11 protein-coding genes are annotated in these 14,205 nt (G+C 73.7%); 3 read left to right on the forward strand and 8 right to left on the reverse strand.

What is annotated here, in order from left to right; genetic code table 11:
- The first annotated feature begins 144 nt into the window (after window positions 1–144).
- Window positions 145–1,038, forward strand: a complete 894-nt coding sequence (locus WQ56_RS11090; protein ID WP_082132360.1) for a DNA ligase — start codon at window positions 145–147, stop codon at window positions 1,036–1,038.
- Between the two features lie 92 nt (window positions 1,039–1,130).
- Here WQ56_RS11090 and WQ56_RS11095 read toward each other — a convergent pair whose 3' ends face one another.
- The 4 genes from WQ56_RS11095 to hrpB all read right to left on the reverse strand — a co-directional run bounded on the left by WQ56_RS11095 (window position 1,131) and on the right by hrpB (window position 7,585).
- Window positions 1,131–2,750 carry a mechanosensitive ion channel gene (locus tag WQ56_RS11095; protein ID WP_047137169.1) on the reverse strand — a complete coding sequence of 540 codons (1,620 nt, stop codon included), beginning with the start codon at window positions 2,748–2,750 and terminating at the stop codon, window positions 1,131–1,133.
- A 387-nt stretch (window positions 2,751–3,137) separates the two neighbouring features.
- Window positions 3,138–4,190 (reverse strand): patatin-like phospholipase family protein, encoded by a 1,053-nt coding sequence (locus WQ56_RS11100; protein ID WP_082132361.1) that lies wholly within the window; start codon window positions 4,188–4,190, stop codon window positions 3,138–3,140.
- A gap of 214 nt (window positions 4,191–4,404) precedes the next feature.
- Complete coding sequence (locus WQ56_RS11105) at window positions 4,405–4,770, reverse strand: hypothetical protein (protein ID WP_047137170.1); 366 nt, start codon at window positions 4,768–4,770, stop codon at window positions 4,405–4,407.
- Window positions 4,771–5,038: 268 nt separating this feature from the next.
- Entirely contained in the window at window positions 5,039–7,585 is a 2,547-nt protein-coding gene (hrpB, locus tag WQ56_RS11110; protein WP_047137226.1) for an ATP-dependent helicase HrpB, read from the reverse strand.
- A gap of 183 nt (window positions 7,586–7,768) precedes the next feature.
- Here hrpB and WQ56_RS11115 point away from each other — a divergent pair, with 183 nt between their 5' ends.
- Together WQ56_RS11115 and WQ56_RS11120 are read left to right on the forward strand one after the other, a co-directional pair.
- Window positions 7,769–9,544, forward strand: coding sequence for an endonuclease (locus tag WQ56_RS11115; RefSeq protein WP_047137171.1), 1,776 nt, complete (start codon window positions 7,769–7,771; stop codon window positions 9,542–9,544).
- A 137-nt stretch (window positions 9,545–9,681) separates the two neighbouring features.
- Complete coding sequence (locus tag WQ56_RS11120; RefSeq protein ID WP_047137172.1) at window positions 9,682–10,485, forward strand: TatD family hydrolase; 804 nt, start codon at window positions 9,682–9,684, stop codon at window positions 10,483–10,485.
- A 10-nt stretch (window positions 10,486–10,495) separates the two neighbouring features.
- On the opposite strand, the gene ubiB is transcribed toward WQ56_RS11120, so the two are convergent.
- The 4 genes from ubiB to oleD form a co-directional block, all read right to left on the reverse strand.
- The gene (gene ubiB, locus WQ56_RS11125) at window positions 10,496–12,178 is read right to left on the reverse strand and encodes a ubiquinone biosynthesis regulatory protein kinase UbiB (protein ID WP_047137173.1); all 1,683 of its coding nucleotides are present in this window, start codon (window positions 12,176–12,178) and stop codon (window positions 10,496–10,498) included.
- A complete protein-coding gene (locus WQ56_RS11130) occupies window positions 12,175–12,819 on the reverse strand; it encodes an SCP2 sterol-binding domain-containing protein (protein WP_047137174.1) in 645 nt (214 codons plus the stop codon). Before WQ56_RS11130 ends, ubiB begins: the two co-directional genes overlap by 4 nt.
- A 109-nt stretch (window positions 12,820–12,928) precedes the next feature.
- Complete coding sequence (locus tag WQ56_RS18145) at window positions 12,929–13,087, reverse strand: DUF1328 domain-containing protein (protein ID WP_047137175.1); 159 nt, start codon at window positions 13,085–13,087, stop codon at window positions 12,929–12,931.
- Between the two features lie 69 nt (window positions 13,088–13,156).
- Complete coding sequence (oleD, locus tag WQ56_RS11140) at window positions 13,157–14,164, reverse strand: 2-alkyl-3-oxoalkanoate reductase (protein ID WP_047137176.1); 1,008 nt, start codon at window positions 14,162–14,164, stop codon at window positions 13,157–13,159.
- Between the last annotated feature and the right edge of the window lie 41 nt (window positions 14,165–14,205).

Here is a 14,205-nt window from a genome sequence, read left to right on the forward strand (position 1 = left end):
GCCCGGCACCGGCAGCGCACTTGCCGATGGCCGGTCGCCGACCCCGCGACGCGGCCGATGCCGACACGCGCGCGGCCGCCCGGCCGATGCCCGCGCCCCACGGCCGGACCGATGCTGGCGGCACGCCGTTGCCGGAGCATTCCGATGCCGTTGCCGATCCGCCTGTCCGTCCTGATTCTGCTGTGCGCCGGCTGCCTGCCGGGTACCGCCCCGGCGCAGCCCGCACCCGGCAACCTCATGCTCGCGACCGAGCTGCACGGCGAGATCGATGTCGGCGCCTACTACGTCAGCGAGAAGCTCGACGGTGTGCGCGGGCGCTGGGACGGCCGGGCGCTGTGGACGCGCGGCGGCCATCGCATCGCGGCGCCGGACGCGTTCACGCACGGCTGGCCCGCGGTGCCGATGGACGGCGAACTGTGGATCGCGCGCGGCCGGTTCGAGGACGCGAGCGCGCTGGTGCGCGGCGCCGATCCGTCTGACCCGCGCTGGCACGCCCTGCGGTTCATGGTGTTCGACCTGCCCGCCCATCCCGGTCCGTTCTCCGCACGCGTCGCGGCGATGCGGCGGCTGGTCGCCGATACCGCGCATCCGCAGCTCGATGCCGTCGTGCAGGCGCGGCTGGCGTCACGGGCCGCGCTCGACGCGCGGCTGGCGGACGTCGTCGCCGGCGGCGGCGAAGGCCTGATGCTGCATCACCGCGACGCCCGCTACGGTGGCGGCCGCAGCCCTTCGCTGCGCAAGCTCAAGCCGTTCGACGACGCCGAGGCGCGGGTCGTCGGCCACACCCCGGGCCGGGGCAAGTACGCCGGCATGGTGGGCGCGCTCGTCGTCGAGCATTCCGACGGCCGGCGCTTCCGCATCGGCAGCGGCCTGCGCGATGCGCAGCGTGCCGACCCGCCCGCGATCGGCAGTTGGGTGACCTATCGCCATACCGGCGTCACCAGCACCGGGCTGCCGCGGTTCGCGCGCTTCCTGCGGGTGCGCGACGACGAACCGCCGGGCCCGCCCCGGCCTGCTGCGTCCGGGCCGGCGCCGTGACCGGCGCCGGCACGTGGCATGCCGCGGCGACGGGCGCGCGCCACGCCGACGCATCCGATGGGGCGCATCGCGCGCAGCGCGGTGAAGGACGCCTAGGGCAGCGGGCCGTCGTCGCGGCGGTCCAGGTACGCCCGGGCCCAACGGTCGGCGACCTTGCCGGCCGCCTCGCGTCCGCCGAGGCCGAAGGCCAGCGCGACGGCGACCGCCACCGCGCCCAGCACCAGGCCGAACGCGAGGTTGACGATGTCGTCGGCGATGCCCATCGCGCGCAGGCCCATCGCGATCACCAGGCCCAGGATCGCGACGCGGGCGATGCGCGACAGCCCGACGGCGTGGCCGGGATTGGCACGCTGGATCGCGCGCGCGGCGAGGTCGGCCAGCCAGTAGCCCACGACCAGGATCACGCCGCCGAGCAGGATGTCGCCGCCGAAGGCGATGAACGTCGCCAGCAGGTCGCGCACGCCGCTGAAGCCCAGCCGGTGCGCGGCCTCGACGGTCGCGAACAGCAGGATGAAGAACAGGGCGACACGGCCCACGAAGGCGGACAGGCCGTCGCCGGCCCGCGGCACGGTCACCGGCGAGACCGGCGGGATCGGCGTGGTGTCGATCGGCCGCCCCGGCCCGGGCGCGCCAGCCGCGGCGATCGGGTCGGCCGTCGCCAGCGCCGCGTCCACCGGCGCGGGCGTGGCCGGCGTCGTGCCGAACGCGTCGCCCAGCCCCAGGCGCGCGGGCAGCCGGTCGAACCCGAGGTTCTCCAGCAGGCGGGTCAGCAGGCCGGCGACGAACCGGCCCAGGAACCAGGCGACGATCAGGATCAGCGCCGCGGCCAGGATGTTGGGCACCGCGGTCAGGAACAGCCCGAGCATCTCGCCGGCCGGCTCGGAGATCGCGCGGATCGCGAGCGCATCGAGCGCGGCGATCAGCGTCGGCACGATGACCAGGATGAAGGCCAGCGTGCCGCCCAGCTGCGACAGGCGCACGCCCTCGGTCACCTGCTCGCGGTTGCTGAAGCGGTCGATGCCGGTTGCGGCCAGCAGGTTGGTCACCAGGCCGCGGAGCACCTTGGCGACGAGCCAGCCGACCAGTCCGATCACGACCGCGGCGAAGACGTTGGGCAGCATCGAAGTGACCTGCGCGGTCATCTGCGACAGCGGCGCCATCAGCCCCTCGACGCGCAGCGCGCCGACGATCGCCGGCAGGAACAACAGCAGCACCAGCCAGTAGACGACGTCGCCGAGCACGGCCGAGATCGGTCGCACGCCGGCCGACTCGGACAGTTTCTCGTCCCACCGCCCGGCCGCCATCAACCGGTTGATGCCCGCGCGCAGCACCGTCGCCAGCAGCCAGGCGACCAGCGCGAGCACGCCGGCGAGGATGATCCTGGGCAGGTAGAGCATGACCTCGGCCACGAGCGCCGAGAACGGCCCGTAGAGGCCGTCGAAGCGCAGCACGCTGAACACGCCGATCAACGCGATGATGATGACGAACCAGAACCCGATCGATGCGGCCACCCGCACGATGTCGATCTGCGAGGCGGTCTGCGCGTTGACGCGTTCGTTGAGGCGCAGGCGGGTCAGGCCGCTGCGGATCAGGCCGCGTACGAACAGCGCGACGATCAGGCCGACCACCAGGACAGCGATCGCGCCCAGGACGGTCGGCAGGTAATGGCCCAGGCTCAGTTCGAGTTGCCGGGCGAGCGTGTTGGGTTGCATGGGCGTCTCTCCTCGCAGGGATGCGGGCGGCCCGCATCGCGTCGATGGCACCGGCAGCGCGGTCGGGCGCCGCCCGTGGCGGAAGGCGCGGCGGCGAGGAGATCGCACGGTCGTGCGACGGTGCAGCAGGATCGATCCCCTGCCGGGGCGATGACGGGTGGCGGCATCGCCGGAACCGGGCCACACGCAGTCTGGTGAACGCCGCGTCGGCTTCCGGTGAACGGAGGGCAACCCGAGGCGATCGAGGCGGCAGGCATCGTCGCCGTGCCCGGAGGCCACGCGACCTGCGTCATCGCACCGCGGCAGCCCGCAGCCGGCGCCCGGGGCGCGAGACGCCCACGACCGCCCGGCGCCTCGAGGCCGCGACGGCGAACCGGCACCCAGCGGTCAGCAGGCGCGCTCCTTGGCGAACGGATTGAGCCGGCGCACCCAGCTGTCGCCGCAGTCGATGTCCACCGGTTCGGGTTCGACCGGCTTGGCGGGCGCACGGGCCGCGGCCTGGGCGCGCTGGCGTTCTGCGAGCTTCTCGCGGATGCGCGGCATCGCCGCGAGCGCGGCCCGCTCGCCCTGCAGGATCGCCGCGTTGCGCTGCTCGAAGCTCGCCGGTCCGATGTCGTTGACCTGCGGCCGGATCACCACGTCCGCCCGCGCCAGCTCCTGGCGCCCGAGGTTCTGGCCCATGATCGCGATCGACTGGTTGACGATGCCCAGCATGCTGCCGGGCGTGCTGCCGCTGGCCTTGCTGGAGATGTCGACCGCGATCACCAGGTCGGCGCCGAGCTGGCGGGCCGCGTCCACCGGCACCGGGCTCACGACGCCGCCGTCGACGTAGTGGCGGTCGCCGATCTTCACCGGCTCGAACACGCCCGGTACGCTGCTCGACGCGCGCACCGCCTGCCCGGTGTTGCCGCGCACGAACACGATGCGATCGCCGGTCTCCAGGCGCGTGGCGACCGCCGCGAACGGGATCGGCATGCGGTCGATCGTGCGGTTGCCGACCTCGCGGTTGACGTAGTCCTGCAGCGCGACGCCCTGTACCAGGCCGCCGGAGAACAGGCGCACGTCGCGGATGCTCGATTCGTCGAGCGCGACTGCGCGTTCCTGCATGCGGAACGGATCCATGCCGCTGGCGTAGAGCGCGCCGACGACGCTGCCGGCGCTGGTGCCGGCGACGACGTCGGCCTTGATACCGTTGGCCTCGAGCATCTTGATCACGCCGATGTGCGCGAAACCCTTGGCCGCGCCACCGCCCAGCGCCAGCCCGATCCGCACCGGCGGCGTCTTCGTCGCCGGTGCGGCGGTCGCCTGCGGGGGAACCGCGGGCGTGGGCCTGATGGTGTCGCGCCCGCACGCGGTCGCCAGCATCGCCACGGCGCACAGGGCGAACGTCAGCCGTGGCGCACGGCGCGGGACGGGAAACGACGGCGGGCGTGGACGCATGACGACGGCATCGAGGGGGACGAGGCGCGAGGATACCTGCGCGGCGCCCCGCCTCGCTTGGACCCCGGCTGAAACGGCGGCGGCCGCCAGCCGACGCGTGCGCATCGCCGCGCAGGGCCGGTATACGAACGACGCGGCCGGTCCCGGGAAGGGGCCGGCCGCGTCGGGAGCCTCCGCAAAAACGACGCCGTCGGTGCGACGCCGGGCTGCGGACTCAGCCTTCGTCGGCGCCTCCGGCGGTGGCCCGACCGCGCGAGGCGGCGGCCGAACGCTCACGCGCGGCCGCATTGCCGGCCTCGATCCTGCGCGAGTTGCCCTGGATCGCGCCGTTCGCCTGCTTCTTGCGGTACTGCCGCGCCGCGACCCAGACCAGCCCCAGGCCGATGGCACTGGCCGCCACGATCGCCGGGTTGCGTCGCAGGAACCCGCCGGCCACCTTGGCACCGGTGCGCGCCGCGCCGACCGTCAGGCCGGTCTTGAGCCACTTCTCCGCCGTGCCCGGAATCGCGTGGCGCAGGCTGTCACCTGCCTGGCCGACCAACGACACGGCCTTGTCGGACAGCGCTTCGAACTTGCTCATCGTGGACTCCTGGAATGGGACGGGGGAAATGCGGCCAGTCTGCGACCGCCACCGTCGATCCGGTGTGATCGGATGGGCGGCGCCCGGCGGCGTTCAACCGGCGTTGCGGACCGGGGCTGCACGGCCCGTGTGGCCCCCGCGGCCTAGGTGCCTCTCGGCTTCGCGCGATGGGTCGCGGGGGCGTTCCAAGGGTCTTCTGGCCGCGCCATGCAGACCCGGCAGTTGCGGCCATGCCGCACCGTCGCCACGGGTCCGGATCCCGCGGCCGCTAGGTGCCCCTCGGCTTCGCGCGATGGGTCGCGGGGGCGTTCCAGGGGTCTTCTGGCCACGGATGCTTCGGATACCGCCCCTTCATCTCCTTCCGCACCTCGGGATACGTGCGTTCCCAGAACCCCTGCAGGTCGCGGGTCACCTGCAGCGGCCGCCCGGCCGGCGACAGCAGGTGGATCGTCAGCGGCACGCGGCCGTCGGCGATCGTCGGCGTCTCGGCCAGTCCGAACAGCTCCTGCAGCTTGACCGCGAGCACCGGCGGCCGCGGCGTGCCGTCGACCTCGAGGCCGTAGTCGATCGCGCGCGCCTGGCCGGACGGCACCGCGATCCGCACCGGCGCCAGCCGGTCGAGCTGCTGGCGCTGCGGCCAGTCGAGCCGGCCCTGCAGCGCCTGCGCGAACGCGTCCGCGTCCAGCGCGTCGAGCCGCGTGCAGCCGGCGAACGCCGGCGCCAGCCAGGCCTCGCGGGTGGCCAACAGCGCGGCGTCCGACAGGTCCGACAGGCCGAGCTCGGGCATCCACGCCCGCAGGCCCTCGACGCGCGCCTGCCACTGGCGCAGGCCGTCGCGCCAGGGCAGCGCCTCGAGCCCGAGCTCGCCGACCGCGTCGCTGAGCGCACGCGCGGCCTGCGCCGGATCGACCCGGCCGTTGGGCCGTGCGTCGAGCACGATGCCGTCGAAGCGCTGCACGCGCATGCCCACCAGCGCGCGCCGGCCGGCGTCCCAGTGGGTCTCGTCGGCGACGACGAAGCGTCCGGGCCAGGCCCGGCGCAGCTGCGCCTCGTCGACCGGCGCGCCGCGCAGCAGCAGCGCGTCGCGGGCCTCGAAACGCAGGTCGCTGGCGACGATCCACGGCTCGCCGAGCAGCGCGCTGTCGTCGAACAGCCGGGCCATGCGGCCGTTGCTCAGGCCGTAGCGCCGGGCGTCGCGCGCGTGGCGATGGCCGATCCGGTCCGGAAATGCGTGCACCAGCAGATCGCCGAGCGCATGCGCCGGCACGCTCGACGGCGGCGCGGCGTCGACCCGCAGACGTCGCCGCCATTGCCGGGCCGCCGTATCGATCGCGGCCAGCGCCGAGCGCGCCGCATCGGCCGGCACGCGCCCGGCGCGGAACGCAGCCAATGCCTGCCAGCGCACCGCCAGCGCGTCCGAGCGCGCGCCGCCGCGCATCGGGTCGCGCGCCTCGACCAGCGCGCACAGGTCGCAGGCCAGCGCGCGCGCCGGCGGGGTGTCGGCCGCCAGCAGCATCGCGGCCAGCCGCGGATGGGTGCCCAGCGCGAGCATGCGCCGGCCGGCCGGCGTGATCGCATCGCCCGCATCGAGCGCGCCGAGCCGGCGCAGCAGGTCGCGGGCGGCGGCCAGCGCGCCGGCCGGTGGCGCGTCGGGGAACGCGAGCGCGTTGTCGCCCCAGGCCGCCAGTTCGAGGGCGAGCGCCGCCAGCTCGACCTGCGCGATCTCCGGGCGGCGCTGCGGTTCGAGCCGCTGCGATTCGGGCCACAGCCGCAGCGCCACGCCCGGCGCGACGCGGCCGGCGCGGCCGGCGCGCTGGTCGGCCGACGCCTGGCCGATCGTCACCACGTCCAGCCGCGAGAACCCGCTGTTGGGATCGAAGCGCGGCTCGCGCGCCAGTCCGCTGTCGACGACGATGCGCACGCCCGGCAGCGTGACGCTGCTCTCGGCGACGTTGGTCGCCAGCACCACCCGGCGCCGACCGTCGGCGGCGGGCTGCAGCACGTGCGCCTGCGCCTCGACCGGCAGCTCGCCGTGCAGCGCGAGCACCTCGGGCGCATCGCCGGCGCGCGGGCCCTCGGCGTCGGCCGCCAGCAGCGCCTGCACGCGCGCGATCTCGCGCTGGCCGGGCAGGAACACCAGCGCATCGCCCGGATGCGCGGCGAGTGCATCGGCGAGCACGCGACGCACCTGCGGCTCGAGCGCCTCGTCGCGGCGCGGCGGCGCGTGCGCGACCTCGACCGGGAAGCTGCGCCCGGCGCTCGACAGCCGCGGGGCGTCCAGCCACTGCGCGATGCGCGCGCCATCGAGCGTGGCCGACATCACGACGATGCGCAGGTCCTCGCGCAGCCCGGCCTGCACCTCGCGCGCCAGCGCCAAGCCCAGGTCGCCGGCGAGGTGCCGCTCGTGGAACTCGTCGAACAGCAGCGCACCGACGCCGCCCGGCCCGTCGCCGCCAAGCTCGGGATCGTCCTGCAGCATCCGGGTCAGGATGCCCTCGGTGACGACCTCGATGCGCGTGCGCGCCGACACCCGGCGCTCGAAGCGGATGCGGTAGCCGACCGTGCCGCCGACCTCCTCGCCGAGCTGGCGGGCCATGAACGTCGCGGCCGAGCGCGCCGCGACCCGACGCGGCTCGAGCATCACGATGCGCCGCCCGGCGAGCCACGGCGCGTCGAGCAGCGCCAGCGGCACCTGCGTGGTCTTGCCCGCGCCCGGCGGCGCCTCGAGCACCAGCCGCGGATGCGCGGCGAGGCTGGCGAGGACGTCGGGCAGCAGCGGGGCGATCGGGAAATCGGGGGCGGCGGCGGTCGTCACGGCGCACAGGCTAGCGGGCCGGTCGGCGAGGCGATAGGCGCGACGGCCGTCGCGCCCGACGGTCACGGCCGGATCGCCGGCCCGGCTGCAGGCGCGCGGATGCGAACCGGCCAAGGGTCTTCCCGGGTGGCAACCGTCATCCGCGCCGCTTAAGGTCGGCGCGTCCCCGTGCCCGGAACCGCCATGTCCCCTCGTCCTGCCCGTCCCGCCCGCACCGTCGCGTGGCTGCTCGCCCTGCTCGCCGCACCGGCCGCGCATGCCGAGGTGTTCGTCAACGAACTGCACTACGACAACGCCGGCGCCGACGTCGGCGAGGCGGTGGAGATCGTCGCCACCGCCGGCGAGAACCTCGCCGGCTACCGGCTGTGGCTCTACAACGGCAGCAACGCGCCGAATGCGGCGACGACCTATGCCAACGTGGCCGTGCCCGCCGGCCAGCCGCGCAGCTGCGGCGCGGCGGTGTCGATCGCGACGGTGACCTTCCCGCGCGACGGCCTGCAGAACGGCGCCAACGACGGCATCGCGCTCGTCGACGCGGCCGGCAACGTCGTGCAGTTCCTCAGCTACGAGGGCACGATCGTCGCCGCCAACGGCCCGGCCGCCGGCCAGGCCAGCCGCAACCTGCCGGTCTCCGAGAGCGTGTCGGCGCCGGTCGGCACCTCGCTGCAGCTGACCGGCAGCGGCGTCACCGCCGACGACTTCGACTGGGCGCCGTCGGCGCCGCAGACGCTCGGCGCCTGCAACGCCGGCCAGACCTTCGGCGGCGCCGGCGGCGGAACGGGCGCGCCGCCGGCGGTGGTCGCGACCACGCCGGCGGCCGGTGCCGGCGATTTCCCGGCGGCCGGCGACCTGTCGGTGGACTTCAGCGAAACGGTCACGCTGTCGTCCGGCGCGTTCGCGCTGCAGTGCGCCAGATCGGGCGCGATCGCGCTCGACCACGCGAACAGCGGCACGACCTTCGCGTTGTCGACCGGCACCGCGCTGCACGGCGGCGAACAATGCACGCTGACGATCCGCGCCTCGGCAATCCGCGATGCCGACGGACTGCATCCGGCGGCCGACGCCACGGTCGCGTTCACCGTCGCCGCGGGCGGCGGCGGCTCCGACGGCGGCGGCGACTACTACGCCCGCGTCAACGCCAGCAGCGCCGAGCAACTGCGCTGCTCGCTGCACGAGACGATCCGCGGCCACACCTCGTATCCCTACAGCGGCAGCGGCACCAGCACCTGGACGATCCTGGAGATCGCCGACGAGGACCCCAACGATCCGGGCCGCATCCTCGACGCCTACCGCAACCGCAGCTACGCCAAGGTGTCGGGCCGTGCGGGCACCGGCAGCGGGCTGACCTACAACCGCGAGCACACCTGGCCCAAGTCGCTGGGCTTCCCGGGGGCGAGCGGCGACAAGGGCCTGCCCAACGCGCCGCATACCGACGCGCACATGCCCTACCTCACCGACACCGACCACAACGCCGCGCGCGGCAACAAGCCGTTCGCCGACTGCGGCGCGCAGGCCAACTGCAGCGAGCGCGCCACCGAGGCCAACAACGGCGTCGGCGGCGGCACCGGCACGTTCCCGGGCAACTCGAACTGGACCGACAACGCCGGCTTCCAGGTCTGGCGCCACCGCAAGGGCGACATGGCGCGCGCGGTGCTGTACATGGCGATCCGCTACGAGGGCGGCGCGCACCCGTCGACCGGCCAGTCCGAGCCCGACCTGGAACTGACCGACGACCGCAGCCGCATCGTCGGCACGTCGGCCTCGCCGGCGTACATGGGTCTGCTGTCGACGCTGCTCGCCTGGCACCAGGCCGATCCGCCGGACGCGGCCGAGCGCGCGCGCAACGAGGTCGTCTACAGCTTCCAGGGCAACCGCAACCCGTTCGTCGACCATCCCGAGTGGGCGACGCGCGCGCTGTTCGAGAGCCGCCGGCCGGCCATCTGCCAGCTGGCGAACTGAGATCGCCTGCAGAAGCGCTTGCGCGCGAATGGCGTTCCCGGTCACCCGTTCGCGCGCAAGCGCGCTCCTGCAGGCGGATTGCGAGGCGGAAACAAGCGGCGTCTACAATGCACGCCCTTCGTCCCGCACGCCCGTCCATGCAGCTGATCGACATCGGCGCCAACCTCACCCACGACAGTTTCGACCGCGACCGCGACGCCGTGCTGGCCCGTGCGCGCGAGGCCGGCGTGACCCGGATGATCGTCACCGGCGCCAGCCGCGAACACTCGCCCAAGGCGCTCGCACTCGCGCTGCGGCATCCCGGCGTGCTGTACGCGACCGCCGGCGTGCATCCGCACCACGCGGCCGAATACACCGAGGAATGCGACGCCGAGCTGCGCGCGCTGCACGCCCATGCCGAGGTGGTAGCCGTCGGCGAATGCGGGCTCGACTACTTCCGCGACTTCTCGCCGCGGCCGGCGCAGCGCCGTGCGTTCGAGCGCCAGCTGCAGATCGCGGCCGACCTCGCCGCCGCCGGCACGCCCAAGCCGCTGTTCCTGCACCAGCGCGATGCGCACGACGACTTCGTCGCGATCATGAAGGACTTCGAGGGCCGGATCGGGCCGGCGGTCGTGCACTGCTTCACCGCCGGCCGCCGCGAGCTGTTCGACTGCCTCGACCGCGACTGGCACATCGGCATCACCGGCTGGCTGTGCGACGAACGTCGCGGCCGCCACCTGCGCGAACTGGTGCCCAGCATCCCCGCGCACCGGCTGATGGTCGAGACCGACGCGCCCTACCTGCTGCCGCGCACGCTCGACCCGATGCCAAAGGACCGCCGCAACGAACCGGCGTTCCTGCCGCACATCGTCGCCGAGCTCGCACGCGACCGCGGCGAGACGTCCGAGGCGACCGCGCGGGCGACCACGGCCACCGCGGCCGCGTTCTTCGGGTTGTCGTAGCGCCGCTGCGTCAGCGCAGCACGCGCCCGCGCCGCGGCCAGGCGGCGAGCAGCGCCCAGACGCCGCCGATGCCCGCGACCCAGGTCGCGACCGGCAGGCCGCCGACGCGCGGGCCACCGGCCTCGAGCGCGTAGAGCACGGCCGCGACGATCAGCAGGCCCACGCCGAGGATCGCGGCCACCACGCGGCGCTGCATGCCCTGCATCGTTGCGGTCAGCAGCGCCAGGTCGTCGGAGCGCATGCGCAGTTCGTGCCGGCCCTCGACCTGTTGTTTGAGCCAGGCGTGCAGCAGCTGCGGCATCTCCGGCGCGCGCGTGACCAGTTCGGGCAGGCGGTCGCGGAACTCGCGCATCAGCCGCGGCGGGCTGTAGCGCTCGACGAGGATGCGCTCGAGCACCGGGCGCGCGACCGCCCAGATGTCGATCTTCGGATCGAGCAGCCGGCCGATGCCCTCAATGCTCAGCAGCGTCTTCTGCAGCAGGATCAGCTGCGGCTGCAGCGTCAGTTCGTAGCGCTGCGCAGTGCGGAACAGCTTGCCCAACACCTCGCCCAGCGAGATCTCCGACAGCGGCCGGGTAAAGTACGGCTCGCAGACCGCGCGCACCGCCGCCTCGAGCTCGTCGATGCGCAGGTGTGCCGGCATCCAGCCCGCCTGCACGTGCAGTTCGGCGATGCGGCGATAGTCGCGGCGGAAGATCGCCATGAAGTTCTCGGCGAGATAGTACTGATCCTCGCGCGAGAGCTGGCCCATGATGCCGAAGTCGAGCGCGATGAAGCGCGGGTTGGTCGTGCGCGTGGGATCGACCCAGATGTTGCCTGCGTGGGCATCGGCGTGGAAGAAGTTGTCCCGGAACACCTGGGTATAGAACACCCGCACGCCCTTGGCGGCGAGCGCGGAACGGTCGATGCCGGCTGCGTCGAGCGCGGCGATGTCGTCGCTGGGGATGCCGTAGACGCGCTCGAGCGTGAGCACGCGCTGGGCGGTCCGCTCCCAGACCGGCGCCGGCACGTACAGGTCGCTCGACTGCATCCAGAAGCGACGCAGCACCGAGGCGTTGGCCCCTTCGCGCTGGAGGTCGAGTTCGGCGGCGAGCGTGTTCTCGATCTCGGCCACGACCTCGCGCGGACGGATCTTGTCGGCGTTGGGATGCGTGCGCTCGACCAGTGCGGCGAGGTTGCGCAGCAATGCCACGTCGGCGGCGATCTGCTTCTCGATGCCCGGGCGCAGCACCTTGACCACAACCTCGCGCGGCGGGCCGTCGGCGGTCGCGGGCAGCATCGCGGCGTGCACCTGCGCGATCGACGCCGACGCCAGCGGCACCGGATCGAACGCAGCGAACGCCTGCGCGATCGGCATCGCCAGCTCGCGCTTGACGATGCCCTGCGCCAGTGCGCCGTCGAACGGCGCCACCCGGTCCTGCAGCAGCGCCAGGTCGTCGACGATGTCCGGCGGCACGATGTCGCGGCGGGTCGAGAGGATCTGCCCGAACTTGACGAAGATCGGTCCCAGCTCCTGCAGCGCCAGCCGCAGCCGGGCACCGCGCGACTGCGCCGCGATCGCGGCCGAAGCCCGCGGCACGAACGGGCGGGCCAGCCGCAGCCAGCGCTCGGCGGGCGTGCCGTCGAGCAGATCGTCGAGCCGGTAGCGCAGCAGCACCCGGCCGATGCGCGAGGCGCGCAGCAGACCCTTCATGCGGCGGTCCCGCGGCCGAGCCGGGCCACCCGCACCGCGAGCCGCTCGACATCGTCGCGCAGCCCGTCGACGTCGTCGTGGAAGGCGTCGAGTTCGGCGCGCGGCACCACGTCGCGCGATTCCTCGGTCACGTACTCGGCCGCGCTCTGGGCCAGGTTGCGGCCCACATCCTGGGCCTGGCGCAGCGCCGTGGCGAACGCATTGGCGACCTGCACGCCGACGACCTCGCCGAGCACCGCGACGAACGGGCGCTGCCAGTCAGGATCGAAGCCCGCGGCCAGGCGCTGCAGCCGGCGCGCGAGTTCGGCATCGCCGGACACGCGGACCTGGCCGATCGGCGGCGCGTCGCCTCGCCGCAGGAACGGCAGCTGGCCGAGCGCGCCGGCCAGCGTCGTGCGCACCGACAGGTCGGCCTCCACCGACGGATCGACCGGCCCCACGCGCAGGCGGTCGCCGTCCACGCGCAGCGACAGCGCCAGCGCCGGCGCGCTCAACGTCAGCGCGATCTGCTGGCCGTCGAGGTCGCGCAGTGCGGAGCAGGTGTCGGCATCGAGCGCGATCGCGCGGTTGAGCGCGGTCTCCAGCGCGCGGCCGGCGATCGGCTTGAGCAGGGAGAGCGGGGAAAACGGAAGGTCGGCCATGGGCGCGATTGTAGCGTCGGGCCGACATCGCAGACGTCGCGCGACGCAACGAAAAGGCCCGCCGATGGCGGGCCTTTCCGGATCATCCCACGATGATGCGGGCGGGTCGTCAGACCCCTCGTCCGCGCAGCATCGAGATGACGGCCAGGATCAGGAACACGACGAACAGGATCCAGGCGATATTGGTGGCGGCACCGGCCACGCCGCTGAAGCCGAGGACACCGGCGATGATGGCGACGACGAGGAAGATGACGGCATATCTGAGCATGGGTGGTCTCCTGTTTGGCTTCGGCCAGTAGCGGCTGCGGGGCTCACCGTATGCCCGGTCAGGTCGCGATCAGGTGATGGCTGGATGGGATTTCCACGATTCTTTCAGCCGGATGAGACCCTCGTGAAGGGTGACCGTGGGGCGGTATCCGAAGTCGCGCGTCGCCGGTGCCATGTCGTACCAGTGCGTGGTGCTCAGCTGCTCGGCGAGGAAGCGCGTCATCGGCGGCTCGCCCGACAGGCGCAGCAGCGGCCACAGCGTCTCGCACACAGCGCCGGCCGCGTACGCCGCGCGGAACGGGATCGTGCCGTGCACCTGCGGCGCGCCGGCCGCCTCGAGCAGCGCGTTGATGATCCAGCGCACCGTTGTCGGTTCGCCGTTGCTGATGAAATACGCGCGTCCGGCGCAGGCCGCGCCCGGCGCCAGGTGCGCAAAGGCGTCGAAGTGCGCCTGCGCGGCGTTGTCGATGTAGGTGGTGTCGATGCGGTTCTCGCCGTCGCCGACGAAGCGCAGCCGGCCCGCGCGCGCGCGTTCGACCAGGCGCGGCAGCAGCTGCTGGTCGCCCGGGCCCCAGATCAGCCGCGGGCGCAGCGCGACCGTCGCCAGGTCCGGGCCGTTGGCGGCCAGCACGGCGCGTTCGGCGATCGCCTTGGTCGCCGCGTACGGCGCCTTGAAGCCCTCGCCGTAGGGCACGGTGTCGGCCGTGCCGCCCTGGACCGGATGGGTCGCGCGATGCGTGACGCTCGGCGTGGACGTGTACACCAGCCGGCCGATGCCGTGCGCGCGGCAGGCGTCGAGCACGTGCTGCGTGCCGACGACGTTCGCCTGGTGGTAGCGCTCGTAGGCCCCCCACGCACCGGCCTTGGCGGCGTTGTGGAAGATCGCGTCCATGCCGGCCGCCGCCGCGCGCACGGCCTCGCGGTCGGCGAGATCGCCGCGGATCTGGCGCACGCCCAGCGCCTCGAGCTCGGGATAGTGGCCGCGGTTGAAGCTGGCGACCGCATGGCCGCGCGCGACCAGGCCGCGGCACAGGGCCTGCCCGAGGAACCCGCCGCCGCCGGTGACCAGGATCTGCATGTCGCGCTCCGCGCTGTGGGGAGCGCACACGATAGCGGGCG

This window comes from Luteimonas sp. FCS-9 (genome assembly GCF_001014645.1).
GTDB lineage: Bacteria > Pseudomonadota > Gammaproteobacteria > Xanthomonadales > Xanthomonadaceae > Luteimonas.